The organism is Rugosimonospora acidiphila (assembly GCF_039543385.1).
GTDB classification, from domain to species: Bacteria; Actinomycetota; Actinomycetes; order Mycobacteriales; family Micromonosporaceae; genus Rugosimonospora; species Rugosimonospora acidiphila.
This window is the reverse complement of the sequence record NZ_BAABJQ010000026.1, coordinates 1-26264: the sequence shown is the minus strand read 5'-3', so window position 1 is coordinate 26264 and position 26264 is coordinate 1. Positions and strand designations below refer to the sequence as shown.

Here is a 26264-nt window from a genome sequence, read left to right as displayed (position 1 = left end):
AGTCGTGCGCGTACGGGCGCCGGCCGCAGGACGGCGGGGAGAGGGTCTACTTCACCTGGCAGCGGTACGTCGCGGTCCCACGACTCCTCGGGCACGATCCACGCCGGCTAGCGCCGTCCTGACGTTAATGATCTTAGCTCCAGTCGGGCGGCGGCGATCAGATGAAGATCATTTTTAAGGTGCTCTTCACCCACCAGACCCGAAGGGCCTCCGGGAACTCATCGGGGCGAACACCCCACAGTTCCCGGAGGCCCCGGAATGGCCGTTAACCCCTCAGGCGTCAGCCCTGGCGCCCCGAGAACCGCGGGTTCGCGCGGTTCACCACGACCACCCGCCCGCGGCGGCGAACCACTACGGCGCCGGGCTTGCGCGCCAGCGAACGGAGCGAGCTGCGAACCTTCATCGACTTTCCCTTCAACGTTTTGCGCGTCGCGACCTTCCGGCCGCTCCGGATTGGTCAACGCCGAGGGGCCGGACCGCATTCCCGGACGGGACGCCGCCGGCGCCTGCGCGCGGGCCGGCGCATGCCCAGCGAAACGCGTCCATGCGTCGATGCGGACATCCGTCGGTTTCGACGCGAACGCCGGAGGGTATTCGAGGCCATGTATTTCCTTCTCTGGGTCATCGCCGTGATCCTCGTGGTCTCCGGCATCGTCGCGGTGTTCCGCCGGCGGTTCCTCTGGGGCCTTCTGCTCATCATCGTCGGGCTGCTGGTCGGCCCCGGCGGCGTCAGCATCTTCCACTGATCCGCCCGGATCGTACGAACCCCGGACGCGTGGCGCGGCTGCCGCGATGAGACCCCGTACCCGTGCCTGGCGGGATCGCGGTTACGCCGGTTGCCCGTGGCGCACCGCGATGGATTCCCACGCGACGAACCCGACCAGTACCGGCGTGGCCGCGGCGGCGACCAGTACCGGCCGGCCCAGCAGACCCACCGGCGCGACCGCCAGCAGGGCGGCGATCGCGACCAACCGCGCGACCGACAGCCGGCCGAACACCACCCGGGTGAACAGCAGGTGCCCGGCCAGGAACAGCGCCGGCCCGCCCACCAGCACCGCGATGGTCATCGGACCGGCGACCTGGGCGAGGACCAGTTCGTTGCCCACGCTCGCGATGATGATGCCGGCGATGACGGGCAACTGCAGGTAGGTGTACGCGGACCGGCCGAGCCGGCCCGGATCGCCGGATCGGGCGATGACCCTGGACGCCGCGCTCGCGCCCCGGTCAAAGTAGATCCACCACAGGGCGACGCTGTTGACGAACGCGAGCAGCAGGGCGAGGAGGCTCGCCGGGCCGATCTCGTGCGTGGCCAGCCGCGCCCCGCTGGACAGGATGGACTCGCCGAGGGCGAGGATGACGAACAGGTAGGACCGCTCGGCGAAGTGCTCGCCGTTGAGCGGCCAGTCGCCCGGCTGGCTCCGGCCCAGCTTGGGCAGGTAGAAGCCGTACGCCGCGGCGGCCGTGTCGATGGCCAGCCCGGCCAGCCACAGCGTCAGCCGGGGCCACCCGTCCACGACGCCCCCGGCCAACCAGAACGCCCCGGCGCACAGCCGCCACACCAGGATCCGCTCGAAGTTGCGCCGCCGCTCCGGCCAGCCGCGCGAGGCCACCAGCGCGAAGGCGTGCCGGCCGAGGTTCAGCGCGACGTACGCCCCGGCGAACCACAGGCCCAGCCCGCCGAACGAGCGGGTCAACGTCGCGGAGATCACCAGGCTGCACAGCATCAGCCCGATGAGCATCAGCCGCACCGCCAGGTGGTCCGGGTTGAACCAGTTGGTGACCCACGCCGTGTCCACCCAGGTCCACCACAGCGCGATCAGGAGCAGCAGCGTCCGCAGCGCGCCCAGCGGGGTCGGTTCGTCGACCAGCACGCCGGACAGCTCGGTCACCGCAAGCACGTAGACGACGTCGAAGAACAGCTCCATGTGGGTGACCCGGTCGCTGCCCGCGCCGCGCAGCAGCACCGGCCGGCCGGCCCCCGCCCCGCCCTCGTCGAACTCCGTCATCCGACCCCGCTCTCACCGCCCCGGTCCACCGGCGCACGCCGGTCCAACGACCCACCCGACCGCCGGGCTATCGGCGCAGGGGCGTGGCGATCAATCGGCGGGCGGCCCCGGTGCCGCGGTTCTACGCGGACCTGTCGGTGCGGTGACGGCGGCGCCGTGCCCGGTCGGAGTGTTGACCTCGCAGCCGACGCCGCGTCAGCTGTCGACGCTGGTGGGCGCCGAGCCCTCGTGACGCGAGCTGGTGGCGCGAGCCCGGACCGGCCGGCGCGGGCCGTCAGCTGCTCGCGAGGACCGGCTGCTCCTGCGGGGTCTCCATCGACATCCTGATCAGCGACCGGTACGCCAGCACGAACATCACCGCCTGGACGATGAGGCCGACCCCGGCCCCGGAGATCAGGCCCCACACGGCGCCGATCAGGCCGTGCGACTGCGCCCCGATGCACAGGCCGGCCAGCGCGGTGCCGGAGTACAGCGCGTACTGGACGAACAGGCTCCAGCCGCGGTGCATGCCCCGGACCGCCACGGTGAACGGCACCTGCATGATGAAGATCCATGCCTGGATCGCGATGGGTACCGCGATCGGCGTGACGAACGCGTACTGCCCGTGCTTGTACCAGTGCAGCACCGGGTGACCCAGGGTCGCCGCGGCCGTCACGACGACCACCCCGATGCCGAGGGCGACGCCCAGCACCAGCCGGGTCTGCCGGCGCAGGCCGGCCGTGTCGCGCGCACCGGCCAGCCGGGACGAGCGGGGCACCAGCAGACCGTTCAACGCCATGGCGAGGCTCTGGCTCGGCTGCAGGACAAGCGTCTGCACCAGCCGGAACCCGGCAAAGGCGTCAACGGTCAGGAAGCCCTTCACCAGGCTCCCGACGAGCAGGGTGTGGATCTGGCCGAGCACCCCGGTCGCGGTGAACCAACCCATCAGGTGCCGGGTGTCGCGCAGCCAGCGCAACGGGCGCCCGCGCAGCGGGTTGATCCTCGTACGGGAGTAGAACACCACCGCGCCGGCCGTGGCGCCGATGCCCCACGCCGCGAGCAGCGCCCCGCCCGAGCGCAGCCCGATGACCAGGGCGATCACGACGCTGACCACCTGGGCGACGACCCAACAGATGTCGATCACCAACGCCTTGGCCTGCTGGCCCTGCGTCTGGTACGTGTACCGGGACAGGTCCTGCAGCAGGACCGACGGTACGAACGGGATGCCCCAGACCAGGTCGGCCACCGAGTGCTTCGGCCCGAACAGCCAGATGCCCAGCAGCACGACCATGGCCCCGATCGACAGGACCGCGATGCTGGCGTGCGCGTTCTGGAACTGCCGCCGCCGTTCGGCCGGGTCCTCGAACCGAGCCACGTAGGTGAGCATGACGTCCCCGACGCACGCCCGGCCCACGCCCTGAACGAAGTAGAGGACGAGCATCGCGTACAGCGTCAGCCCGGCCGCCGTGGGCGCCAGGACGGCGGTGGCCAGCAGGCCGGTGCAGGCACTGGTGACGGCGACGAGAACCTGGTCGGCGAGGCCGGCGACGGTCCGCTTGCTGCCACCCTGTCTGGTCGGTAAAGACCTCTTCACAGCTTCTCCGGCACTCCTGGACTGGCGACCCAAGGACCGCCGAATCCTATCGGGGCAACCTCGACGTGATCACGTGCGGTCGCCGAACCAGAGTTTTGGGCCAAAATTACTCCTATCAGCCTCTTTGCCGGATCATGCCGCTTGATCCGTTTCGGAGCTCATCGCGCGTGCCCGCGATGACGGGCGCCAGCTGCCTGAACTCTTCGATGAAGAGGTATCCACGATGGTACTTTCGCCCGCCGGCCGGTATCGCCCGCGTCGAGCAGGCTGGACTTACGTCCGATTGCGGACGCCGGTCGATCCAGCCTGACCGCTCAGGACGTCACGCGGGTGAGGAAGGACAGCAGCACCCCGCTGAACTGAGGCAGCGTGCCGGACGCGTCGGTGGCCAGGAGGTCCCAGCCGTGCCCGGCGCCGCTGGGCAGCTCGACAGGAGCGACGGGACGGCGAGAGCCGTCACGGCCCCCCGAACGCGAACCCGCCCCACCCCGTTGATGGCCGCGATAGTCGAACGGTGGCCGTCGATTTGTCAAGCGACGGCCACCGCGATGCCCCCTCCGGACGGTGTCCCGGCTAGCGGCGGATGCTCACCGCGCGCCCCGGGACAGCCCGTGCCGCCCGCGCCGGTGCCGGTGCGGGTGCGGGTGCGGGTGCGGGTGCGCGGCGCCGTCGAGAAGTACCGCGTGACGGGACGGGCCGCTCGCCCCGTCACCGGTGGCCGACCCGCCCGCCGTGACATCCGGGTCCGGGGGCCAGACGCCCGCACCGACCGGCGCGTCGGCGCCCGCACTCCGGGCACCGGAGCCGGCCGGCGCCGCCCCCGCCAACCGGCGGTGGCTGCCCGGAGCGGACGGCGACCGGGGGCCGGCCAACGCACCCACGCGCTCGGAATCCAGCGCCGCCGCGGCGGGCGCGGGCACTCGTTCGGCCTTCTCCCCCCGGCCCGACGGCTGCCCGAGGGTGGTCAGGTCGCGCAGCACCTGCAGCAGGTGGAGCAGCGCCCGCAGGATCGCCTGTTCGGCGCGCGGGCGGTCCGGCGCGGGCCGGGCCAGCACGGCCGGGTCCACGGCGTCCAACTGGTCGAACAGGGCCGCGTCGGCCTCGTCGAGCCGGGCCAGCGCCCTCGACCGCCGCTCGTTGCCCGGCAGCTCGCTGTCGGCCAGGGTGGCGACCGCGTCGGCCAGCGCCCGGGTCGCGGTGGCGGCCCCCGGCAGCGAGACCGGGTTGCGCACCGCGACGGCCAGGCCGCGCGCGTAGTGCGTCATGGCGGAGTAGAGCGTCAGCCGGTGCCGGGTGCGGCTGGGGCTGTTGCTCAGGACCAGCGGGCGGGTCAGCGGCGCGGCGGCCAGCATCAGCTGGTACAGCCGGGTGTCCGCGGTCCGGGCCAGCACGTCGAGGGAGCGAGCCGCTCCGGCGGGGCCCTCGGAGCCCTCGGGCTGGTCGGCCGGGCGGTCGGTCCGCCCGTCGAGCCGGTCGGCGGCGTCCCGCAGCAGGTCGCCAAGCGCCGTGAACAGGTTGCCCCGCACCGTCGCGACCACGTCACGGGTGCTCAAGGGCGCCAGTACCAGGGCGACCACTATGCCGATCGCGGCACCCGCCGCGGTCTCCCCCAGCCGCAGCAGGAGCAGCCCGTCGGACAACTCGTGCAGCACGCTGTACAGCTGGGCGATCATGATCGTGATGAAGAAGATCATGTACCGGTAGGAGACGCGCATCAGGTACAGCCCGAGGGCCATGCTGAGCACCACGACCGTGATGATCCAGTAGTTGTGGCCGGCGGTGGCGTGGGCCAGGCCCAGCCCGGCGAACAGGCCGACCAGGGTGCCCACCACCCGGTTGATCGCCTTGATGGAAGTCTCGGAACGGGTCGCGGTACCGCTGAACGCGATGAACGCGGCCAGCACCGCCCAGTAGTAGCGGGTGCTGGAGATCTCCCGGCCGATCAGGATGGCCAGCCCACCGGCCACCGCGGCCTGGAACGCCTGGCGGGTGATGAAGTCCAGCCGGGCCAGCGGGTTCCACCGCTGGTGGCGCGCGGCCACCGTGCTGGCGAACGCCGCCGAGCCGGGCAGGTTGCCCATGGCCAGGCTCACCGCCGGCGCGAACTCGTCGGTCTCGTCGGCCGCCGGCGGCGTACCCATCCTGCGGGTCACCTCGACGAACTCGATCGCCGCCGCGGCCAGGTGCCGGGCCGGCAACCCCGCCGGGCCGGCCGGGGCCGCCTCGTTGTCCACGCGGGCCAGCTGCTCGCGGGCCACCCGGTCGGCGAAGCCGTACTCGTGCCCGGCCAGCAGGCCGGCGATCCTGGCCGACTCCACGATCCGCGCGGTGTCATGCCCGCCGGCCAGTTCGCCGGCCGCGGCCGCGAACCCGTCGATGGCGAGCTGGGCGTCGAGCAGGCGCTGGCGCAGCACGGTCGCCGACTGGCCGGCCGGCAGCGCGCCGGGCTCGGCCGACCACGCCTCGATGATCAGCGCCGCCTCGTTGAGCCGCGCCTGGCGGGCGGCCACCCGGCGGCGCCACCGGGCGACCTGGGACTGATCGGTCACCGCGGCCTCCAGCAGGGCCGCGGTGGCGCGGGCGGTGTCCCGGGCGCGGGCCTCGAAGGCCCGCCGGGTGCGCACGAGGGTGCGCCGCGGGTTGGTCCGCAGCACCGTGACCGACAGCAGCGCGATCCACGCCGAGGCGGTGACCACGGTGAACAGCATGGACGGCAGCGTGGAGACGGTGGCGTGGGTGAAGGACGCGAAGAAGTAGCCCATCCACAGCTGGAAGCCGTAGAAGAAATAGGACGGGCCGAGCTTGCGCACGTAGACGGCCGCGAACATGACCACCACGAACACGCCGAGCATCAGGTCGGTGTGGCTGCCGACGGCCACCCCGGCGGCCATGCCGACCGCGAGCGCGACCGGGAAGCCGGCGACGGTGCGGATCTTGGCCCACGCGGAGGTGGAGGTCAGCGCCATCGACCCCATCATGGCCACGATGGCGCCCAGCATCATGGCGATGATCTCGTTCTGCGCGCTCGCGTGGGTGGCCTTCGCCAGGGCGTACTCCAGGCCGAGGGCGCTGCCGATGGCGACGCCACCGGACACGCCCATGCGCAGCCGGCTCCACCCAGGGTCCGATCCGGCTACCCGGTCGCGGACGCGCTGGAACCATGAACCTAACGTGGCCGTTGTTCCCACCCCCTGGCAGCGCACGCCAACGGCCGGATCATCCGGCGGGCCCGAGTCGGCTGCCTAATACATGTATAGTACCGATATCTGCTCCCCGGGGCCAAAGCGGAGAGGTGTGATCATCGCTACCGAACGAGGGCCGTCGATCCGGAATGCGGGTGGACGTGATCCGGCCTCGACGGCCGCGACCCACTGGTTCACCCAGGCCAGCGACGCGATGGACCTGATCGAGGTGCAGTCGGCCGTGCTGGTGCGCAACTTCGAGCTGCTGCGCCGCCGCGGTGAGCTGTACGGCGAGCTGGACCGGGCGGGATACCTCCTGTTGCGCGTGCTGGAGGCGATCGGGCCGGCCGACATCAACACGCTGGCCGCCGCCGTCGGGCTCGACCCCTCGACCGCCGGGCGGCAGGTGGCCGCCATGCTGCAGGCCGGCCTGATCGAGCGGCAACCCGACCCCGCCGACCGCCGGCGCAGCATCGTCACCCCGACGGCGGAGGGGCGCGGGCGCGCCGACCGCGTCCGGCAGCTGCGCCGCGACATGCTGGACGGGCTGCTCGACGGCTGGAGCGAGCAGGAGATGCGCTCCGTGGGCGAGGGCTTCGCCCGGTTCAACCAGGCCATCGCCGAGCACTACCTCGGCGCCCCCGACGAACCGCCCGCCACCGAACCACCGGCCACCGAACCACCGGCTGGCGGGCCGACCGACGGCGATCCTCCCGCCGGCGAGCCGGCTTCCGCGCCGGTTCCGACCCGGCCGGCCGGCCAGAAAACGTCGCCGACGCGCCGCCCCCGCAGCGCGAACCGGACGGAAGACACGTCACCGCTCAACCGGAAGGAAAACCCGCACCATGGGCAATAGCGCACTCCTCGTCATGGACGTCCAGCGCGACATCGTCGCCCGCTTCGCGGAGCAGGACGGCGGGTACCTGCCGCGGCTGGCGCGGTGCGTCGAGGTCGCCCGGGGCAGGAACCTGCCGGTGATCTACGTGACGGTGGCCTTCCGCGCCGGCTACCCCGAGGTGAGCCAGCGCAATCGCGGCTTCGCCGCCGTCGCCGGTACCGGCCGGATGACCATCGGCGACCCGGCCACCGAGATCCACCCCGACGTCGCGCCGCGATCCGAGGACGTGATCGTCACCAAGCGCCGGGTCAGCGCCTTCGCCGGCAGCGATCTGGACGTGGTGCTGCGCTCGCGCGACATCGACACCATGATCCTCACCGGCATCGCGACCAGCGGCGTCGTGCTGTCCACGCTGCGCCAGGCAGCCGATCTGGACTACCGGCTCACCGTGCTGTCCGACGCCTGCCTGGACGCCGACCCCGAGGTGCACCGGGTGCTGCTGGAGAAGGTCTTTCCCCGCCAGGCCGAGGTGCTGACCGTCGAGCAGTGGGCCGACGCCGCCGCCTGATCCCGCGGTAGCGCACCGGACACCCACCTTGGCCCGGCTCCGGGCCACGCTCCCCCGGTGCTCGCCCCCGCCGCGATCCGTCGCGTTTGCCGGGTCGGTGGCTGGGGACGTCAGCCGGTGGCGGCGCCCGACCCGGGAGCTCGAAACGGTGGGTCGATGGGACGGGTACGCGGGATGGGAAGGCGGGGCGACGGCGGCGGCCGGCCGGTGACCCGCCGGCTCGCCGACCGGCTGACCGCGCTGCTGGGCGGGCCGGCCCGGGCCCGGGCCGTGCTGCTGCTGGCCGGCGTCCTCGCGCTGAACTCCGCGGACGCGGGCACCATCGGTGCGGTCGCCAACCAACTGGAGCACGATCTCCGGATCAACCACGGCGAACTCGGCCTGCTCTCCGGGGTGTCCGCCGCGGTCGGCGCGATCAGCTGCCTGCCCGTCGGGGTGCTGGCCGACCGGACCAACCGGGTACGGGTGCTGGTCGCGACCGTGGTGGTGTGGAGCGGATCGATGCTGGGCGCCGGCCTGGCCACCTCGTACCTGTGGCTGCTGCTGTCCCAGGTCGCGCTCGGCGCCGCGCTGGCCGCCGCGGGCCCGGTCGTGGCGTCCCTGGTCGGGGACCTGTTTCCGCCCTCGCAGCGCGGCCGGGCCTACGGCGTCATCCTCAGCGGCGAGCTGATCGGCGCCGGCATCGGGCTGCTCGTCGGCGGCAACGTCGCCGAGGCGCTGTCCTGGCGGTACGCCTTCTTGCTGCTCGGCGTCGGCAGCCTCGGCCTGGCCGTGGCCCTGGCCCGGGGGCTTCCCGAGCCACAGCGCGGCGGGGCGAGCTGGATCCCGTACGGCGCACCGCTCATCCCGCTCGCCGACAACGACCAGGACCCGGCCGGTGGGGGCGCCTCCGGAAGCGTGCCCGCCGACGGCTCGGTGGCCGCGCTCATCGACCGGGCCGGGGTGAGCCCGGTCGAGTCCCGCACGCTGCGCGAGCCGGCCCGGGAGCTGTCGCTGTGGCGCTCGGTCGGGTACCTGCTGAGCATCCCGACCAACCGCGTGCTGATCTTCGCGTCCGCGCTGGGCTACTTCTTCTTCGCCGGGCTGCGCACCTTCGCCGTCATCTTCGTCGAGCGGCAGTTCCACATCTCGCAGACCGTACTGAGCGGGCTGGTGCCGATCGTCGGGGTGGGCGCGATCGCCGGCGTGGTCCTGGGCGGCCGGCTGGCCGACGCGGCACTACGCCGGGGCGCCATCTCCGCCCGGGTGGTGGCGCCCGCGTTCGGTTTCGGCGCGGCGAGCGTGCTGTTCGCCCCCGGGCTGGTCAGCGCCACGCTCTGGGTGGCGCTGCCGCTGTTCACCGTGGCCGCGGCCGCGCTCGCCTCCGCCAACCCTCCGCTGGACGCGGCCCGGCTGGACATCGTTCCGGGCGGGCTGTGGGGGCGGGCGGAGAGCGTCCGGACCGTCCTGCGGCTGTCGGCCGAGGCGGCCGCGCCGCCGGCGTTCGGGTTCATCGCCGACGCCCTGGGCGGCGGCACGAACCGGGCCACCGGGCTGCGCGACGCGTTCCTCATCATGCTCATTCCCTTGCTGGTCAACGGGGTACTGGTGCTGGTCACCCGGCACACCTATCCGGAGGACGTCGCCACCGCCGCCCGCTGCGAGGGGTAGCCGGCACGGTGCTCTGCCGACGCCCGTCCACGGGCCGAACGTCCGGCGAATCCGACCCCACCGCCGTATGCGTGACGAGTCGGGTGAGATAGGTTGATCCGCGGACGATCATGGAGGCGGCTGTCGTGAATTCCGTGGATCTGAAAACCCACATTCCCCACCCGGCACGGATCTACGACTACCTGCTGGGCGGCAAGGACAACTTCCAGGCCGACCGGGACGCGGCGAACACGATCGTCAAGGACTGGCCCACGCTGCCCGCCTCGATGCGCGCCAACCGCTCGTTCATGCACCGGGTGGCTCGGTTCATGTCGGCCGACCTGGGCATGCGCCAGTTCCTGGACGTCGGCACCGGCCTGCCCACCTCGCCGAACCTGCACGAGATCGTGCAGGGGATCGCCCCGGAGTCCCGCGTCGTGTACGCCGACAACGACCCGATCGTGCTGGTACACGCCCGCGCGCTGCTGACCAGCACGGAACAGGGGCGGACCGCCTACATCGACGCCGACCTCAACGACCCGTGGCGCATCCTCGGCTCCCCGGACCTGACGGACACCCTGGACATCTCCCAGCCGGTCGCGGTCAGCCTGCTGGCGATCCTGCACTACGTCACCGACGACGACCTGGCGCGCCACATCATCGGCACCCTGATGGAGCCGCTGGCCCCCGGCAGCGTGCTCACGCTGTCGACCGCCACCGTCGACACGGTGCCGCGGACGTTCCAGGGCATGACCGTCGCCAATCAGGAGGGCATCACCTCGAGGGCCCGCACCAAGGTCGAGGTGGAGAGCCTGTTCGACGGGCTGGACCTGATCGAGCCGGGCGTGGCCCTGGTCCACCGCTGGCGCCCGGACCCCGACGCCGACCCGCTCGACGACAGCCAGGTCCAGATGTACTGCGGCGTGGCCGTGAAGCGCCCCTCCGCATAACGGCTGTCGCGCGACGGCTTTCACTCAACGGATTCCGCCTAACGACTGTCGCGCAACGACTTTCGCGCAGTGCCCGTCGCCGCCCCCTCCCCGCGGGCGTCACCTCGGCACGGGACGCAGTCGCACGTCGCGCAGTTCGCCGCCGACCACCTCCGCGGTGAGGAAGGTGGCCACCGGCTGGCGGCGGCGGTCGGTCGGCGACCCCGGGTTGAGCAGCCGCGGACCGCCCGCGGCCTGACTGTCCCACGGGATGTGCGAGTGCCCGAAGACCAGCAGGTCACAGCCAGGAAAGCGGGCGGCGCACCGGCGCTCGCGGCCGGCCGCGGGGCCGGTCTCGTGCACCACGGCGACCCTCAGCCCGTCCAGGTTGACCCGGGCCACCTCCGGTAGCCGCCTGCGCAGGGAAGGCCCGTCGTTGTTGCCGTACACCCCGACCAGCCGGGCGGCCCGCGCCGTGAGCGCGTCGAGCAGCGACTCGTCGACCCAGTCGCCGGCGTGGATGACCAGGTCGGCCGCGTCCACCGCCGACCACAGCTCGGCCGGCAGGTCGCGGGCCCGCTTCGGTACGTGGGTGTCGGCCATGATGACCAGGCGCATGCCCACCACCGTACGGGCCGTGGCGCCGAGGCTGGTCGACGACCGGTCCGGGTCGCCGCCGGCGCCAGCCGCGTCGATTCCGCCGCCGTATCCGGTTTGAGGCGAGCCAGCTGGGAAAGAAGCGGCACGTGGTCGAGAACCGCCCTTCCGCCCCGCCGGTACACCTGCTGGACCGGCTGCTGACCGACGTGCACACCGGTCGGTTCGAGCGGTCGATGTCGGCGCTGACCGCGGTGGGCGCGCTGGTCACCGCCGGGGAGATCTTCCTGGAGCACGACCGGGCCAGCTTCGGCAACCGGATGATGTGGCTGCCGGTGGCGCTCGGCCCGGTCGGCGCGCTGGCCGGGATCGCCGGCGTGGCGAGCCGCCGGGCGGCGAAGACCGCGCTGCCGCTGGCATCGCTGGCCATCATGGCGAACGGATTGCAGGGCACCTACCTGCACCTGCGGGGTATCGCCCAGCGCCCGGGCGGCTGGGCGCTGGCCCGGTACAACATCGAGATGGGCCCTCCGCTGCTGGCGCCGCTGCTGATGTCGATGGTCGGCGGGATGGGGCTGCTGGCGGCGATCCTGCGCCGGGAGCAATGATGGCCGGCCGTCGCGGGCGGGTGCCGTCGGGTCTCAACCACATCCCGGGTGACCGGCAGGAGAAGTTCCCCGGGTTCGACGTGCTCGCCCAGGCGCCCACCTGGGACGTGGTGACCGTGGGGGTGGTGCTGAACAGGCTCGGCCCGCCCCCCGCGATCCGGTTCTTCACCCGGCAGGAGGAGCCGGTGGCCCGCGCGCTGCTCAACCAGCTGCTGGACCAGCGCAACGAGCCGCGGGTACCGGTGCTGGCCACGATCGACGCGCGGCTGGCCGAGCAGCAGACCGACGGGTGGCACTACCACGACCTGCCCCCCGACGGTCAGGCGTGGCGGGACAGCGTGCACGCCCTCGACGATGACGCCCAGGCGGCGTGCGGCACCGGCTTCGCCGCGCTCAGCTGGGCGAGACAGGGCCAGCTCATCGACTGCATGCACCGGCTGGGCACCGGCGACTGGCACGGCATGCCCGCCGCCCGGGTGTGGGGCCTGTGGACCCGGTACGCCGCCGCCGCGTTCTACTCCCACCCGTGGGCGTGGAACGAGATCGGGTTCGGCGGGCCGGCCTACCCGCGCGGGTACAAGAACCTGGGCCTGGACCGGCGGGAGCCCTGGGAGGTCGCCGACGCGCAACCCGGGCGGGACCTGGAGAGGCTCGCCCGGCGGGTGGAGGAGGCCCGCCGCCGCTACGCGGAGTACCCGGACCCGCCGGTGATCGGGGTGCCCCCCGACACGACGGGCGACGAGCCCGAGTGGTGAGCGGGAGCGGGCCGGGCATCGGATCCCGGATCGCCCGCGCCGTGGCGGGCGGCTCGGGCGCCGGCGTGGCGGCCCGCAACGCCTCGGCGTGGCTGCTGCCGGCCGGACAGCAGCGCACCAATCACCGGCTGCGCCGGGACATGCGCCGGTACCGGGACGACGACGAGGTCGACGCGGTGGTGGTCGGGGTGGGCGCCGGTGGCGGCACGCTGACCCAGCGGCTGGCCCACGCCGGCTGGCGGGTGGTCGCCCTGGACGCCGGCCCGTTCTGGGATCCGGAGCTGGACTGGGTCAGCGACGAGGCCGGATCCCACCACCTGTACTGGAACGAGCCCCGGGTCATCGACGGCACCGACCCGGTGCCGTTGGGTTCCAACAACTCCGGCCGCGGCGTGGGCGGCTCCATGGTGCACTACGCCGGGTACGCTCCGCGGCTGCACCCATCGGACTTCGCCACGTACTCCCGGGACGGGGTCGGCGTGGACTGGCCGATCACGTACGCGGACCTGCGGCCGTACTACCGGGACATCGAGGAGGAACTGCCGGTCGCCGGCGAGTACTGGCCGTGGGGCGAGCCGCACCACTACCCCCACTCCCCCCACCCGGTCTCCGGCGACGCGCTGCTGTTCCAGGCCGGCTGCCACACGCTGGGCATCCCCACCAAGGTCGGGCCGGTGGCCATCACCAACGGCCGCTTCGGCAACCGGCCGCACTGCATCTACCGTGGCTTCTGCCTGCAGGGCTGCAAGGTCAACGCCAAGGCGTCCCCGCTGATCACCCACGTCCCCGACGCGCTCGCGCACGGCGCCGAGATCCGGCCGGACTGCATGGTCAACCGGATCGGCTACGACGAGCGCACGGGGCTGGTCACCGGGGTGCACTACCTGCGCGGCGGCATCGAGCACTTCCAGGCCGCCCGGCTGGTGGCGGTCGCCGGGTACTCCATCGAGACACCGCGCCTGCTGCTGAACTCCGCCAACCGGCGCTTCCCCGACGGGCTGTGCAACGACCACGACCAGGTCGGCCGGTACCTGATGGTGCAGGGCGCGCCGCAGGTCGCTGGCAGGTTCACCGCCGAGGTCCGGGCGTACAAGGCGCCTCCGCCCTCGGTGTCCAGCGAGCACTTCTACGAGACCGACCCGGCGGCACCGTACCAACGCGGCTTCTCCCTGCAGACGGTCTCCCCGCTGCCCATCACGTTCGCCGAACACATTTTCGCCGAGGGGCACTGGGGCTTGCCGTTCCGTGAGTACATGCGCGACTACATCCACTGGACGACCCTCGGCGCGCTGTGCGAGTTCCTGCCCCAGCCCGGCAACCGGGTCACCCTCGATGAGCAGACCGACCGCAACGGCCTGCCGGTCGCCCGGTTCACCTACAGCCAGTGCGACAACGACCGGGCCATGGTGCGCGCCGCCCGGGACCGGATGGTGGAAATCCTCCACGCGGCGGGGGCGGGCGAGGTGGCCACCATCAACCGGTACGCCCACCTTGTCGGCGGCGCCCGGATGGCCGGCCGGGCGGCCGACGGGGTGGTGGACGCCACCGGCCGCACGTTCGCGGTGCCCAACCTGTACATCACCGACGGCAGCGTGCTGCCCACTCAGGGGGCGGCCAACCCGGCGCTGACGATCATGGCGCTGGCCGCGCGCACCGCCGACATCCTCATCGGCGGCGCTCGGTAGCACCGGCCGACGCGGGCGGCCGGTGCGGGGTCAACCGATGCGGTATCAGCCGGCCTGGACGTCGAACGCCACCACGTAGGCCGTCTTCCCGGCGCCGGCCGACCTGGTCAGCTCGCTGACCCGGATCGGCAGGGCCTGGTCGCCGCCGGCGGCCACCCGGATGCCCAGGCCGTAGGTGACCCGCCCCTCGAAGTCGCCGGCCGCGCCGTAGCCGGCGAGGTTGCCGATGTCCAGCCGGGTCGCCGGCGCGCCGGTCACGGTCGAGTGCCCGGCCTCGTCGTGCGCCTGCGCCTGGATGAACTGGATGCGCAGGAAGCCGTTGCCGGGCAAGGGAAGCGGGTCGCCGCGGCCCTCGGTGCGGACCTCCGGCACGTACTGCAGGGTGTACTCCGGGAACGCTCCGGCGAACGTGAACGAGATGCGGGCGTAGCCGGGGTGCTCGCCCGCGTGGTCGCCGACCGAGATCCCGGTCAGGTACGGCAACGGGGGCGCGGGCGGGGGCGCGATCGGCGGGTGCACGGTGTGCGGCACCCGTACCGGGTGCGACGGTACGGCCCAGCCGTAGGTGACCCGGTAGGTGAGGACACCGGCCGGCCCGGTGGTGGCGGCCGGCGGCCGGGCGGCGGGGGGCGATGCCGCGGGGGGTGACGCGGCGGGGGGCGGTGCGGGCACGGTCGGGGCCTCGGTGCCGACGACGACCGGTGCGGGGGCGGACGGCGCCGGCCGCGCCTCCCCGGCGCGGCCCGGCTGCCCGCAGCCGGCGGCGAGGGCGAGGGCAAGGGCAAGGGCGAGCATGGCCGGCGGGCCGAACAGTCGCGCGGATCGGGATGGCATCCTCATCGCGTCCTCCTTGGGGCGATGACCGGACGGGTGGATGCGACAACGACGCGCGGGGGCCGGCGCCGGTTGTCACCCGCGCGCTGTCGACTCGCGGACACGGGCGAACCCTGACCGTTCGGGCGAGGAGGCGTCGACCGGCGACGCCTTGATAAAATTGACGTTCTATGATATGATGTGGGCAGATTCGTCCTAGCATCGGTGCCGTGACCGACACGACGCAAACCTCAGACGCGACAGCCACGTCAGACCCGCTGGACGCATCAAACCCGGTGGATACATCAATCCCGCTGGACACGCCGGGCTGGCGGCCGCTCACTGCCGACGTCGACGCCTTCCTCGCCGAGTACGAGCGGCGGGGCTCCGACCCGGGGTCGGATTCCGGCGCCCACTTCGCCGAGCAGTTCCTCACCCTGGACCCGAACCACTGCCTGGCCCTCGCCCGCGCCACGCTCGTCGCGTCGCTGCCCGCCCGCCGGCAGCTGTTCGAGAAGGCCGGCGTCGGCCCGCTGCGCCTGGCCGGCGCCCGCCAACTCGACCTCGACGAGCGGCACGTGCTCGTGCGCACCGCCTGGGCCGCCGACCGGGCCGGCGGCGCACCGCTGCGGCTGACCGCCACCTTCCTGCTGCGCCGGGACGACGACGGTACCCGGATCGTGGTCTACCTCAACCACCACGACGTGCGGGCGCTGCTGTCCCCCGCGGCCACCGCGACACCCGCACCACCGGCCTGAGCGCGGGTGCCGCGATCGCACCACCCGCCACCGGGGCAACCCGCCACCGGGGCTACGCCGCGGGCAGGTACCGGTCCAGGAACGCGTTGCGCAACGCGCCGGCGGGGTCGTACTCCTTGGCCAGCCGCACGAAGTCCGCGTGCCGCTCGTACCGGGAGCGCACCACCTCCGGCGCCATGGTGAACACCTTGCCCCAGTGCGGTCGGGCGGCGAACGGCTCCAGCAGGCGCTCGATCTCGGCCAGCACCGGGGTCACCGCCGCGGCGTCGGGCACCCAGGTGAAGTGCAGCCCCAGGCTGTCACGCCGGTAGTGGGGGCTCAGCCACAGCTCGTCGGCGGCGATGGTGCGCAGCTCGCAGATCTGCAACACCGGCGCGATGCGCTCGCGGATCCCGGCGATGGCGGTGATCGCCGCCATCGCCTCCTCGCGCGCCACGAAATACTCCGACTGCAACTCCTGCCCGCTGCTCGGGGTGAACTCCATCCGGAAGTGCGGCAGCCGCTCGTGCCAGGGGCCGGGCTCACCCTGCTGCGCCGTGGCGTACGTGGTGGACATCCCCCGGATCGGGTGGCGGGGCCCGTCCGCGAGGGTGCCGCCCAGCCAGGCACCGGCGGGCGGGGCGGCCGGGTCGTCCGCGCGCCGCTTGACCCAGACCTGGTTGATGCTCTCGGCCGTCCAGTCGGTGAACAGGCTCACGCTGTACCCGGCGGACAGCGCCTCCGCCAGCCGCCCGGACAGCGACGCCAGGGGCACGTCGTCGTACACGTACTGGCGCACGTCGAACGCGGGCACGACGTCCAGGGTGAGGTCGGTGACCACGCCCAGCGCGCCCAGCGACACCACGGCGCCGGAAAAGTCCGGGTCCTCGCCCCGCCGCAGGGTGCGCACGTCCCCGCCGGCGGTGACCAGCCGCAACGCCGACACCGCGGTGGCCAGGTTGCCGTTGCGCACGCCCGAGCCGTGGGTGGCGGTGGCGACCGCGCCGGCGACCGAGATGTGCGGCAGCGACGGGAGGTTGGGCAGCGCGTACCCCCGCGCGTGCAGGCGCACGGCCAGTTCGCCCAGGCGCACGCCGGCCGCGACCGTGACCGCGCGCCCGGCCTCGTCCACCTCGACGTCCGGCGGCAGGCCGGCGACCGAGACCAGGACGCCCTCGGTATCGGCGATCGGATTGAACGAGTGGCCGGTGCCCAGAACCCGGACCTTCGCCGCGTCCGCCACCAGGCGCCGCAATTCGGTCAGCGAGGAGGGCCGGTGCACGCGGGACGGCGTGAACGTCACGTTGCCGGCCCAGTTCGTGATCGACTCCATCGCCGCTCAGCATAGCGGCCGGTCTGGGGCCGCGGCACCCCGCGGCACCCGCCGGTCGCGACCGGTGGCCGACGGCGATGGTGCCGCCGGTCGCGACCGGTGGCCGACGGCGACGGTGCCGCCGGCCACCGGTGCGAACCCGCTGATCAGTACCGGTAGTGCTCGGGCTTGTACGGTCCGGCCACCTCGACGCCGATGTACTCGGCCTGCTCCGGCCGCAGTTCGGTCAGGCGTACGCCCAGCGCGTCCAGGTGTAGGCGCGCCACCTTCTCGTCCAGGTGCTTGGGCAGCCGGTACACCGCCCGGTCGTACTCGTCCGGCTTGGTGAACAGTTCGAGCTGGGCCAGCGTCTGGTTGGCGAACGAGTTGGACATCACGAAGCTCGGGTGGCCGGTCGCGTTGCCGAGATTGAGCAGCCGCCCCTCGGACAGCACGATGACGGCGTGCCCGTCCGGGAACCTCCACTCGTGCACCTGCGGCTTGATCTCGGTGCGCACGATGCCGGGCACCTGGGCCAGGCCCGCCATGTCGATCTCGTCGTCGAAGTGGCCGACGTTGCCGAGAATGGCGTTGTGCTTCATCCTCGCCAGGTGCTCGACCAGCACGATGCCGGTGTTCCCGGTCGTCGTGATGACCAGGTCGGCCCGCTCGACCACGTCCTCCAGCCGCACCACGTCCAGGCCGTCCATCGCGGCCTGCAACGCGCAGATCGGGTCGATCTCGGTGACCACCACCCGGGCGCCCTGGCCGCGCAGGGACTGCGTGGCACCCTTGCCGACGTCGCCGTAGCCGCACACCACGGCGAGCTTGCCGGCCAGCATCACGTCGGTGGCGCGGTTGATGCCGTCAACGAGGGAGTGCCGGATGCCGTACTTGTTGTCGAACTTGGACTTGGTGACGGAGTCGTTGACGTTGATGGCCGGGAACAGTAGCTCCCCGGCGCGGGCCAGCCGGTACAGACCGGTCACGCCGGCCGTGGTCTCCTCGGTGACCCCGCGCATTCCGGCGGCGATCCGGGTGAACCGCTGGCCGTCCTCCTCGAGGCTGCGCGCGAGCGTCGCGAGCAGGTACCCGTACTCCCGAGGGTCGTCCGGCCCCGGCGCAGGCACCTCACCCTTGGCCTCGTACGCGACGCCCCGGTGCACCAGCAGCGTCGCGTCGCCGCCATCGTCCACCAGCAGGTTGGGCCCCTGGCCGCCGGGGAACCGGAAGATTTGGTCGGCGCACCACCAGTACTCCTCCAGGGTTTCGCCCTTCCACGCGAACACCGGGGTACCCGCGGGCGCGTCCACGGTGCCGGCGCCCACCACGACCGCGGCGGCCGCCTCGTCCTGGGTGGAGAAGATGTTGCAGGATGCCCAACGCACCTCGGCGCCGAGCGCGACGAGCGTCTCGATCAGGACGGCGGTCTGCACCGTCATGTGCAGCGAGCCGCCGATCCTGGCCCCACGCAGCGGTCGCGCGGCCGCGTACTCGCGCCGGACCGCCATCAACCCCGGCATCTCGTGCTCGGCGAGGCGGATCTGGGTGCGGCCCCGGTCGGCCAGCGCCAGGTCGGCGACCGCGAACTCGACGCCGTTGACGTTCTGGTGTGTGACGCGCATGCTTCTTCCTCACTTCCCGGTCGAAGGCGAGGTGCCGCCTGCCGTGCCACGGGCACGACCGATCGACCCGGCGCGCGGCCACGGTGGGGTGGTCGCGCAGGCGGGTACGGCGAGTGGGGGTCGGCGGGCGCGCGAGGGTTCGCGCTACGCCCGGCGACGGATCGCGATGGGCCGGTGCCGCGTGGTTGATGGCAGAAGACTCGCCTCCTCTGATGACAGGAGGCGCCCTTGATGGTTAGTCAGCGCCCGAGCGTGGCGGATGGAATCCGTCGCAGCGCCTCTCGGGCGTGACCGCGGAACGAACCGCGATGGATTCGACGCTACCTCCGCGCTGCCGGCCCTCGCAACCGGGTCCGAACCCCTATGAACTGGCCCGGCCCGGTCGGGGTGCGGCCCGGCCCGTCACGGGGTGGCCCGCTCCGGCTCCGGCCGGTGCCGCGAGAACCACGGAATGACCGGCGAGGTCGCCCGCTGGTAGTCGGCGTACTCCGGGTAGCGCGATCTGGTGATGCTCTCGGTGAACACGGTCGAGCCGACGAACAGCAGGGTCAGCAGCACCGCCCCGACGACCGTCCACTGCCACGGCGAGCCGGCCGCGACCGCCCCGAACGCGAACACCAGCCACCACTGCGCCTGCTCGAAGAAGAAGTTCGGGTGCCGGGAGTACCGGAACAGTCCGGTCGACACGAACCGCGGACGAGGGTCGCGCCCCCCGGCCGTCTCGGCCTTCTTCCACCGCTGGAAGTTCCACTGCTGCTGGTCGGCGACCGTCTCGCCGACCAGGCAGGCGAGGAAGGCGACGGCCACCACCACGTCGCCCGTCCCGAACGTGCCGCGGTGGCGCAGCGCCGTCCACGCCGGCAGGCAGATCAGCAGCAGGATCACGTTCTGATAGATGGTGATGAAGAACAGGTTGAACAGTTCGAAGCGCCACCGCGGCATCCGGCCGCGCAGGACGACCCAGCGGTAGTCCTCGCCCCCGGGCGCGTAGCCGCCCTTGCGGGCGAAGTTGAAGGTCAGCCGGGCCCCCCAGAGGGCGACCAGCGCGAACATCGTGTCCAGCCGCGCGTCCGCGAAGCCGGCCGCGGCGGCGAACACGGCCAGATACGCCACCGGGATGATCGACCAGATCCGGTCGACCCAGGAGTGCTCGTTCGTCAGCAGCGACACCACCCAGACGGCGGCGCAGACCCCGGCGAGGACTTCGAGGCAGTGGACGAACGCATGCATGAACGCACCCTACTGATGACGGGGCCGCCGGCCCAGCCCGCCCCGGGCGCGCTAGGGGGCCTCCCCGATGTCGGGAGGCCGGCCACCAGCGCATCATCGACGGGTGATCGAGTCGCTGCCCAGGCGCCCCCACCCGGCGCTGTCCCTGCTCGTCTGCGCCCTGGCCGGTCTCGCCGTCGGCGGGCTGACCCTGGAGATGCAGGGTACGTTGCCGGGCGTTCTCAACCATCTGGGCAACTCGGGCGCGGTCTGGTCGCTGGCCGCCTTCGGGGCCGGCGCCGCCCTGCCGGTACGCGGCTTTCGCGCCGCCGTGGCGGGCACGCTGGTGCTGGTCGGCGCGGTGGTCGGGTACTACGGGTCGACCACCGCCTTCCTGCGCGACGACGTGAGCCGCGCGGCCCTGACCGGTCCGGCCGTGTGGATAGCGGTGGCCGTGGTGGCCGGACCCATCTTCGGGGTGGCGGGCGCGCTGTCGCGCGCCGGGCGGCCGGTGTACCGGGCGGCGGCCCTCGGCGCGCTCGGCGCCGTGTTCGTCGCCGAGGGGCTCTACCTGGCCGTCGTGGTGCGCCAGGCGGGCGAGGCCGCGCTGATGGTCGGCCTCGGCGTGGTGCTGCCACCGCTGCTGGGCCGCGGCGGCGCCGACCGGCTGCGCGGGCTGGCCGCGCTGGTCCCCATGACGCTGCTCGGCGCGGTCGCCACGGGGGTGGTGTACCTGGTCGCTCAGCTCGCCTTCCGTTGAGACCGCGACGCGTCGGCGCCCGCGACGGGCGGGCGCGCACGCCCGACGGTCAGGACTTCGACCGCGAGAAGAATCCGAACAACCCCCGCCGTGCCCCGCCCGAGCCCTCGGACCCCCGCCCCGACGACGCACCCACCAGCTCATCGGCGCCCGCGTCCACCGCCACCTCGGGGCCACCCAACCGGGCCCACTCCTCCTCCGACACCACCATCAACCGCTGCCCGTCCCACGGGGAGAACTCGCCCGCCTCCACCCGCTCGGCGAATCTCGCCAATGCCTGTGCGCGCGTCTGCGCAGGCCACGCCCGGACCACACCATCACCGCGCAGCACCACCCGATACCGCTTACCCATCCCCAGCATGCCAACGCCCTCCCACACATCGCCGTCGCGGGACCATACGCTAACGGACCATGGTGGCCGGTACCGAATCGCGTCACGCCAATTGGCTGGCGCGCGAACGCGCCCGGATGGCACCATGCCGACCATGCCCGGATCCGCCCCGCTTTCGCGCGACGCCGCCACCGCCCCGCGAGACGCTGGTTCATCCCCGCGCAACAGCGCCTCGTTCCCGCGGGACAGCGCCTCGTTCCCGTGGGACGTCGCCGAGCTGCTCGCGCGGTCGCGGCGTGGCGAACGGCTGAAGTACCTCCTCTTCTGGGGACACCAGCCCAGCCGCGACGGCGGCGTCGGACCGGGCTGCCTGAGCCAGTGGTGGCAGTCCCCGTTCGTCGCCGACGGCATCACGTACGCCACGGCCGAGCATTACATGATGGTGGGCAAGGCCCGGCTGTTCGGCGACGAGGCGATCGTCGAGCGGATGCTGGCTGCGCCGCACCCCGGCGCGGTCAAGGCGCTGGGCCGGGGGGTGCGGGGATTCGACCAGGCCACCTGGGAAGCTCACCGCCGCGACATCGTCACCGCCGGTAATCTGGCCAAGTTCGGCGCGCACCCGGACCTCCGCGAGTACCTGCGCGGCACCGGCGAGCGGGTGCTGGTCGAGGCCAGTCCGGTGGATCGGGTCTGGGGCATCGGCCTGGCGGCCACGGATCCGCGCGCCGGCAACCCGGCCACCTGGCGCGGCCACAACCTGCTCGGCTTCGCGCTGATGGAGGTCCGCGCCCGGCTCGCCTGAACCGGGCGTGGAACGGCTCAGCGCAGCCGGCGGACGACCTCGTCCGCGCCGATCGTGCGGCTCACCGACTCCGGGTCCTCGCCGGCCAGTTCGGTGCCGGCGATCTGCGCGTACACCTCGGCGAACGCCTCGAACAGAGCCGGGGTCAGGCCGGCGGCGCGCTGGGTGGCCGCGATCTCGCGCATCTCCGGCACGTACCGGTGTGCCTTGCTGGCGGCCGTGGCGACCGCGACGCTGTACTCGCGCCCGTCGTACCCGCTGCCGGTCAGGTCGGCGAGCACCTCGTCGAGTACCCCGTGGGTTTCGGCCACCCGCATCGCCTGGGCGTACAGCCCGACGAGTCCCTTGTAGACACTTGCCGTGCACATCTTCAGCGCGCTGGCGGTGCCCGGCCGCTCGCCCAGCACGATGGGCTCGACGTCCCGCCAGGGCAGCCCGGCCACCTCGCCGGCGCGCGGGCCGGAGAAGTAGAGCCGGGCACCGGGGCGCACCGTCGGCGGTGGGCCGGAGATCGAGCCGTCCACGAAGTCCAGCGGCGCCAGGATGCCGGCCACTTCGTCCACAGTGGACGGCGAGATGGCGTTGAGGTCGGCGACCAGTGGATCGGCCCCGGTACGGGTGGCCGCCGCGCGCAGCTCGCGGGCGGCGTGGCCGGCCGCGCCGGGCGGCGTGACCACCAGCACGACGTCGGCCCGCCGGACCACCTCGTCGAGCGAGGCCACCACGTCGAGGCCGGCCTCGGCGGCCAGCCGTGCCGTGCGGTCGGACCGCCCCTGGGTGGTGGTGAGCACGGTGGCTCCGCCGGAACGCAGGGCGTGGCCGAGGCCCGCGCCCATGTGACCGGCGCTGTGGATGCCGACGACGGCCATCGCGCTCCTTCCGGACGGCCCGGCCGACCGCCGGGCGATGGTGATGCCCCGCCCCGCACGTTACTGGAGGCGCCCCGCCGCCCCGCGCCACGGTGGGTCCGCTCACCCGTCCGCGTCGGGCGTCAGCGGCTCGACCCGCATCGTGTAGGCCCGCACGCGTGGCGAGACGACCTGGCGCAGCGCGCCGAACTGCCAGCGGTACTTGGCCCGGTACGCCTCGTCGACCGCGCGGTTGACCGGGTCGTCGTTCAGGTTCTCGATGGCCACCGGGTACCGCCTGGGTCCGTCGATGAACGTCGCCCGGCCGGTGCGTCGCACCCGCCGGTACCACTTGGACTGCGGGCCGTAGCCGCTGCGGATGTACCCGACGCCGTCCACCACCACCGCCCAGATGGGGGTCACGACTTCGCCCCCGTTGGCCAGTTCGGTGGCGAGGTGCACGGTCTTCGTGCGGGTGAGGTAGTCGATGACGGCCATGGTGGCTCCTCGATCGTTGGGTCGGGTACCCGCCGACCGGCCCGATGGCCGGCCGGCGGGGGGTCTCAGTCGCCCAGCCTCAGGTAGTCCTCCAGCGCGGTGAACGCCCGGCTCCCGTCGGCGTCGGCCAGCTTCGGCGTGACGAACTCGGTGGTCCACGGCGAGGTCTGCGCCCGCAGCGGCGGCGCTTCGGCGTCCAGCAACTCCAGGACCTGCCGGGCGACGTCCTCGGCGGGCTGCACCGCGCCGGTATGGGCGATGACGCGCTCGAGAAAGACCCACGGGTCGACGTACGGGTCGTCGGGCACCGGCACCGGCGCGATCAGCCGCTCCCGCCGGCGTGGGGCCATCACGTCGGTGGCGATCGGACCGGGTTCGAGGATGGTGGCCTTCACGCCGAACCGGGCGAGCAGCGGTGCCACGCCCTCCATGACGCCCTCGAGGGCGAACTTCGAGGCGGCATAGGCGTCGTTGTAGGGAGCGGCGATCGCCCCGTTGGCACTGGTGGTGGTGATCAGGCGGCCCCGGCTGGCGCGCAGGTGCGGCAGTACGGCCCTGATCACCGCCAGGTTGCCGAAGAAATTGTTCTCCATGGTGGCGCGGAACCCCGCCATGGGGATCTGCTCCGCCGTGCCGAGGGCGAAGATGCCGCCGGCCTGGCTCACCACGGCGTCGATGTGCCCGTAGTCCCGGCCGACCGCCTCGACCACCTCGGTCACGGCGGGGTGGTCGGTGATGTCGAGGTACCTGATGTCCAGTTCCAGCCTTTGTTCCTTGGCGTCGAACTCCAGCGCCCGCGCCCGCTCCGGGTCGCGGACGGTGGCGATGGTCGCCCAGCCGGCCCGCGCTGCCCGCAGGGCGATGGCCCGGCCCATGCCCGAGGTCGCACCGGTCACGATCAGTGTTCTGCGTCCCTGGTCGCCGCTCACGACGACACCTCCTCAGTCGCTAACGCATATCCTGTGCGCTAACGACGGTACGACGCCGCAGGGCACACCCGCAACGCACAGCGTGTGCGTTACCCTGGTGACATGCCCGACACCTCGTTCCAGCGCGCGCGCTCCGCGGACCGCAAACGCCAGCGCGCCGACGACCTGATCGAGGCCGCGCGATCCCTGGCACTGGAGACCGGCGTGGCCTCGGTCACCCTGACCGCCGTCGCCGACCGCGCCGGGGTCCACCACTCCGCCATGCGCCGCTACTTCCCCTCGCACAAGGACGTCCTGCTGCGGTTGGCGACGGAGGGCTGGACCCGCTGGTCCGAGTTCGCCTCCGCCGCGTTACGCGCCCAGGCTCCAGTCACCGCCCCGACGCTCGCGGAGATCCTGGTGTCCGGGCTGGACGCCGACCCGCTCTTCTGCGACCTGCTCGCCAATGTGCCGCTGCACCTCGAACACGAGGCCGCCCTGGGACACGTGGCCGATTTCAAGCGGATCAGCCATGCCGCCCTCAGCGCCATGGTCGACGCGATCGCCGAGGCGGCCCCCGACCTCGACCGCGACCGCGCCCTCGACGTGGTGACCGCCGCCAACGCGCTCGCCGCCACGCTCTGGCAGGTCGGGCACCCGCCCGAGAGCCTCGCCCGGGCCTACTCCGACGACCCGTCGATCGCACCCACCTGGGCCCTCGACTTCACCTCGACGCTGACCCGCCTGCTCACCGCCACCTGCGTCGGCCTCTGCGCTCGGCAGAAGGGCCGATAGCGCCCACCCGGCGCGAGAATCCCCCAAAATTCCGGCCTTTCGAACGTATGTTCTGATGAGAGAGAACGAATACGGCGCGGGTCGGTGGGTGTGTGGTGGGGTTCGGCAATCCAGAGGTGCCGTGGTCGCGGCTGGAGGCGGTGCTGTCCGGGCGGCCCGAGGCCCGGGCGCTGCTGCCCGACCCGCTGGCCGGCGACTCCGGGGGCTCCTGGTCCCACAAGCGCGACGCGTACCAGGCTCCCACTCTGGTCCGCGGGAAGTCCACAGTGGACTATGTGGAGTTGCACTGCCACACCAACTTCAGCTTCCTCGACGGGGCCAGCCATCCGGAGGAGCTGGTCGAGGAGGCTTACCGGCTGGGCCTTTCCGGGCTGGCGATCACCGACCACGACGGCCTGTACGGGGTGGTCCGGATGGCCGAGGCGGCCCGGGAACTGGAGTTGCCCACCGTCTTCGGCGCCGAGCTGTCGCTGGGGCTGCCGGGGGCGCAGAACGGGGAGCCCGATCCGGCCGGCCGGCACCTGCTGGTACTGGCCCGGGGTCACGGGGGGTACGCGCGGCTGTCCCGAAGCATCGCCCTGGCCCAACTGGCGGGCGGCGAGAAGGGGCGGCCGGTGTACGACCTCGACGAGGTGGCCCAGTCCCTGCGCGACCACGCGGTGGTGCTGACCGGCTGCCGCAAGGGTCACGTCCGCGCCGCCCTCGCGGCCGGTGGCGTGCCGGCCGCCGCCGGTGAGCTGGAGCGGCTGGTGGCGCTGTTCGGCCGGGACGGTGTGGTGGTGGAGCTGACCGACCACGGGTACCCCGGCGACGGTGAGGCCAACGACGCGCTGGCGGCGCTGGCCCGCCGGTACGGGCTGGCCGCGGTGGCGACCGGCAACGTGCACTACGCGCGGCCCAGCGGGCACCGGCTGGCCGCCGCGCTGGCCGCGGTACGGGCCCGTCGATCGCTCGACGAGATGGACGGCTGGCTGCCACCGGCCGCGGTCGCGCACCTGCGCGGCGGGGACGAGATGGCGGCCCGGTTCGCGGCCTACCCGGGCGCGGTGGCCCACGCCGCGAGGCTGGGCGCCGAGCTGGCGTTCGACCTGAACCTCGTCGCCCCCGCGCTGCCCGAGTGCGAGGTCGGCGAGGGGCACACCGAGATGAGCTGGCTACGCCAGCTGACCGAGCAGGGCGCCCACCGGCGGTGGGGCGGTCGCCAGAGTAGCCCGGCCTCGTACCGGCAGATCGACCACGAGCTGAACATGATCGAT

Annotated in this window: 26 protein-coding genes and 1 riboswitch; of the genes, 13 read left to right on the top strand and 13 right to left on the bottom strand. The window is 72.9% G+C overall.

Going from position 1 to position 26264, the window contains the following annotated elements; all coding sequences use genetic code 11:
- Nucleotides 1-280: 280 nt before the first annotated feature.
- Complete coding sequence (locus tag ABEA87_RS32360; RefSeq protein ID WP_345636107.1) at nt 281-403, bottom strand: 50S ribosomal protein L36; 123 nt, start codon at nt 401-403, stop codon at nt 281-283.
- 199 nt (nt 404-602) lie between these two features.
- On the opposite strand from ABEA87_RS32360, the gene ABEA87_RS32355 reads away from it, so the two are divergent.
- A complete protein-coding gene (locus ABEA87_RS32355; RefSeq protein WP_345636106.1) occupies nt 603-746 on the top strand; it encodes a GPGG-motif small membrane protein in 144 nt (47 codons plus the stop codon).
- 81 nt (nt 747-827) lie between these two features.
- Here the strand turns inward: ABEA87_RS32355 and ABEA87_RS32350 are convergent, their stop codons facing one another.
- The 3 genes from ABEA87_RS32350 to ABEA87_RS32340 all read right to left on the bottom strand — a co-directional run bounded on the left by ABEA87_RS32350 (nt 828) and on the right by ABEA87_RS32340 (nt 6680).
- Nucleotides 828-2006, bottom strand: a complete 1179-nt coding sequence (locus ABEA87_RS32350; protein ID WP_345636104.1) for a low temperature requirement protein A — start codon at nt 2004-2006, stop codon at nt 828-830.
- Between the two features lie 274 nt (nt 2007-2280).
- Nucleotides 2281-3579 carry an MATE family efflux transporter gene (locus ABEA87_RS32345; protein WP_345636103.1) on the bottom strand — a complete coding sequence of 433 codons (1299 nt, stop codon included), beginning with the start codon at nt 3577-3579 and terminating at the stop codon, nt 2281-2283.
- 587 nt (nt 3580-4166) lie between these two features.
- Nucleotides 4167-6680 carry an FUSC family protein gene (locus ABEA87_RS32340; protein ID WP_345636101.1) on the bottom strand — a complete coding sequence of 838 codons (2514 nt, stop codon included), beginning with the start codon at nt 6678-6680 and terminating at the stop codon, nt 4167-4169.
- Nucleotides 6681-6873: 193 nt separating this feature from the next.
- Here ABEA87_RS32340 and ABEA87_RS32335 point away from each other — a divergent pair, with 193 nt between their 5' ends.
- The 4 genes from ABEA87_RS32335 (at nt 6874) to ABEA87_RS32320 (ending at nt 10746) form a co-directional block, all read left to right on the top strand.
- Nucleotides 6874-7617, top strand: coding sequence for a MarR family winged helix-turn-helix transcriptional regulator (locus tag ABEA87_RS32335; protein WP_345636099.1), 744 nt, complete (start codon nt 6874-6876; stop codon nt 7615-7617).
- Complete coding sequence (locus tag ABEA87_RS32330; protein ID WP_345636097.1) at nt 7607-8167, top strand: cysteine hydrolase family protein; 561 nt, start codon at nt 7607-7609, stop codon at nt 8165-8167. The genes ABEA87_RS32335 and ABEA87_RS32330 overlap by 11 nt, the downstream gene beginning before the upstream one ends.
- Before the next feature lie 156 nt (nt 8168-8323).
- The gene (locus ABEA87_RS32325; RefSeq protein ID WP_345636095.1) at nt 8324-9817 is read left to right on the top strand and encodes an MFS transporter; all 1494 of its coding nucleotides are present in this window, start codon (nt 8324-8326) and stop codon (nt 9815-9817) included.
- A 134-nt stretch (nt 9818-9951) separates the two neighbouring features.
- A complete protein-coding gene (locus ABEA87_RS32320) occupies nt 9952-10746 on the top strand; it encodes an SAM-dependent methyltransferase (RefSeq protein ID WP_345636094.1) in 795 nt (264 codons plus the stop codon).
- Nucleotides 10747-10845: 99 nt separating this feature from the next.
- On the opposite strand, the gene ABEA87_RS32315 is transcribed toward ABEA87_RS32320, so the two are convergent.
- Entirely contained in the window at nt 10846-11343 is a 498-nt protein-coding gene (locus tag ABEA87_RS32315; RefSeq protein WP_345636093.1) for a metallophosphoesterase family protein, read from the bottom strand.
- Nucleotides 11344-11471: 128 nt separating this feature from the next.
- Between ABEA87_RS32315 and ABEA87_RS32310 the strand changes: the two genes are divergently transcribed.
- The 3 genes from ABEA87_RS32310 to ABEA87_RS32300 are packed head-to-tail and all read left to right on the top strand — an operon-like array spanning nt 11472 to nt 14370.
- Complete coding sequence (locus ABEA87_RS32310) at nt 11472-11930, top strand: hypothetical protein (protein WP_345636091.1); 459 nt, start codon at nt 11472-11474, stop codon at nt 11928-11930.
- On the top strand, nt 11930-12685 hold the full coding sequence (locus ABEA87_RS32305) for a gluconate 2-dehydrogenase subunit 3 family protein (RefSeq protein WP_345636089.1): 756 nt from the start codon (nt 11930-11932) through the stop codon (nt 12683-12685). The genes ABEA87_RS32310 and ABEA87_RS32305 overlap by 1 nt, the downstream gene beginning before the upstream one ends.
- Nucleotides 12679-14370, top strand: a complete 1692-nt coding sequence (locus tag ABEA87_RS32300; protein WP_345636087.1) for a GMC family oxidoreductase — start codon at nt 12679-12681, stop codon at nt 14368-14370. Before ABEA87_RS32305 ends, ABEA87_RS32300 begins: the two co-directional genes overlap by 7 nt.
- A 45-nt stretch (nt 14371-14415) precedes the next feature.
- Here the strand turns inward: ABEA87_RS32300 and ABEA87_RS32295 are convergent, their stop codons facing one another.
- A complete protein-coding gene (locus tag ABEA87_RS32295; protein ID WP_345636085.1) occupies nt 14416-15210 on the bottom strand; it encodes an AMIN-like domain-containing (lipo)protein in 795 nt (264 codons plus the stop codon).
- A 269-nt stretch (nt 15211-15479) separates the two neighbouring features.
- Here ABEA87_RS32295 and ABEA87_RS32290 point away from each other — a divergent pair, with 269 nt between their 5' ends.
- Nucleotides 15480-15941, top strand: coding sequence for a hypothetical protein (locus tag ABEA87_RS32290; protein WP_345636083.1), 462 nt, complete (start codon nt 15480-15482; stop codon nt 15939-15941).
- 52 nt (nt 15942-15993) lie between these two features.
- Here ABEA87_RS32290 and ABEA87_RS32285 read toward each other — a convergent pair whose 3' ends face one another.
- The 3 genes from ABEA87_RS32285 to ABEA87_RS32275 form a co-directional block, all read right to left on the bottom strand.
- Nucleotides 15994-17253, bottom strand: a complete 1260-nt coding sequence (locus tag ABEA87_RS32285; RefSeq protein ID WP_345636081.1) for an FAD-binding protein — start codon at nt 17251-17253, stop codon at nt 15994-15996.
- A gap of 146 nt (nt 17254-17399) precedes the next feature.
- Nucleotides 17400-18857 carry an adenosylhomocysteinase gene (ahcY, locus tag ABEA87_RS32280; protein WP_345636079.1) on the bottom strand — a complete coding sequence of 486 codons (1458 nt, stop codon included), beginning with the start codon at nt 18855-18857 and terminating at the stop codon, nt 17400-17402.
- A 213-nt stretch (nt 18858-19070) separates the two neighbouring features.
- Nucleotides 19071-19146, bottom strand: a riboswitch (S-adenosyl-L-homocysteine riboswitch).
- Nucleotides 19147-19259: 113 nt separating this feature from the next.
- A complete protein-coding gene (locus ABEA87_RS32275) occupies nt 19260-20087 on the bottom strand; it encodes a DUF1295 domain-containing protein (protein WP_345636078.1) in 828 nt (275 codons plus the stop codon).
- A gap of 103 nt (nt 20088-20190) precedes the next feature.
- Between ABEA87_RS32275 and ABEA87_RS32270 the strand changes: the two genes are divergently transcribed.
- Nucleotides 20191-20826 carry a DUF6518 family protein gene (locus ABEA87_RS32270; RefSeq protein ID WP_345636076.1) on the top strand — a complete coding sequence of 212 codons (636 nt, stop codon included), beginning with the start codon at nt 20191-20193 and terminating at the stop codon, nt 20824-20826.
- A gap of 49 nt (nt 20827-20875) precedes the next feature.
- On the opposite strand, the gene ABEA87_RS32265 is transcribed toward ABEA87_RS32270, so the two are convergent.
- Nucleotides 20876-21178 (bottom strand): hypothetical protein, encoded by a 303-nt coding sequence (locus tag ABEA87_RS32265; RefSeq protein WP_345636074.1) that lies wholly within the window; start codon nt 21176-21178, stop codon nt 20876-20878.
- A 133-nt stretch (nt 21179-21311) separates the two neighbouring features.
- Between ABEA87_RS32265 and ABEA87_RS32260 the strand changes: the two genes are divergently transcribed.
- On the top strand, nt 21312-21959 hold the full coding sequence (locus ABEA87_RS32260) for an NADAR family protein (protein ID WP_345636072.1): 648 nt from the start codon (nt 21312-21314) through the stop codon (nt 21957-21959).
- A 17-nt stretch (nt 21960-21976) separates the two neighbouring features.
- Here ABEA87_RS32260 and ABEA87_RS32255 read toward each other — a convergent pair whose 3' ends face one another.
- The 3 genes from ABEA87_RS32255 to ABEA87_RS32245 form a co-directional block, all read right to left on the bottom strand.
- Nucleotides 21977-22828: a DUF1932 domain-containing protein gene (locus ABEA87_RS32255; RefSeq protein WP_345636070.1), complete on the bottom strand. Its 852-nt coding sequence runs from the start codon at nt 22826-22828 to the stop codon at nt 21977-21979.
- Nucleotides 22829-22930: 102 nt separating this feature from the next.
- Nucleotides 22931-23305: a DUF2255 family protein gene (locus tag ABEA87_RS32250; protein ID WP_345636068.1), complete on the bottom strand. Its 375-nt coding sequence runs from the start codon at nt 23303-23305 to the stop codon at nt 22931-22933.
- Nucleotides 23306-23370: 65 nt separating this feature from the next.
- On the bottom strand, nt 23371-24234 hold the full coding sequence (locus ABEA87_RS32245; protein WP_345636067.1) for an SDR family NAD(P)-dependent oxidoreductase: 864 nt from the start codon (nt 24232-24234) through the stop codon (nt 23371-23373).
- Nucleotides 24235-24336: 102 nt separating this feature from the next.
- On the opposite strand from ABEA87_RS32245, the gene ABEA87_RS32240 reads away from it, so the two are divergent.
- Both ABEA87_RS32240 and ABEA87_RS32235 read left to right on the top strand, forming a co-directional pair.
- Entirely contained in the window at nt 24337-25008 is a 672-nt protein-coding gene (locus ABEA87_RS32240; protein WP_345636065.1) for a TetR family transcriptional regulator, read from the top strand.
- 95 nt (nt 25009-25103) lie between these two features.
- The coding region (locus ABEA87_RS32235) for a PHP domain-containing protein (protein ID WP_345636261.1) at nt 25104-26264 on the top strand (1161 nt) is incomplete at its 3' end.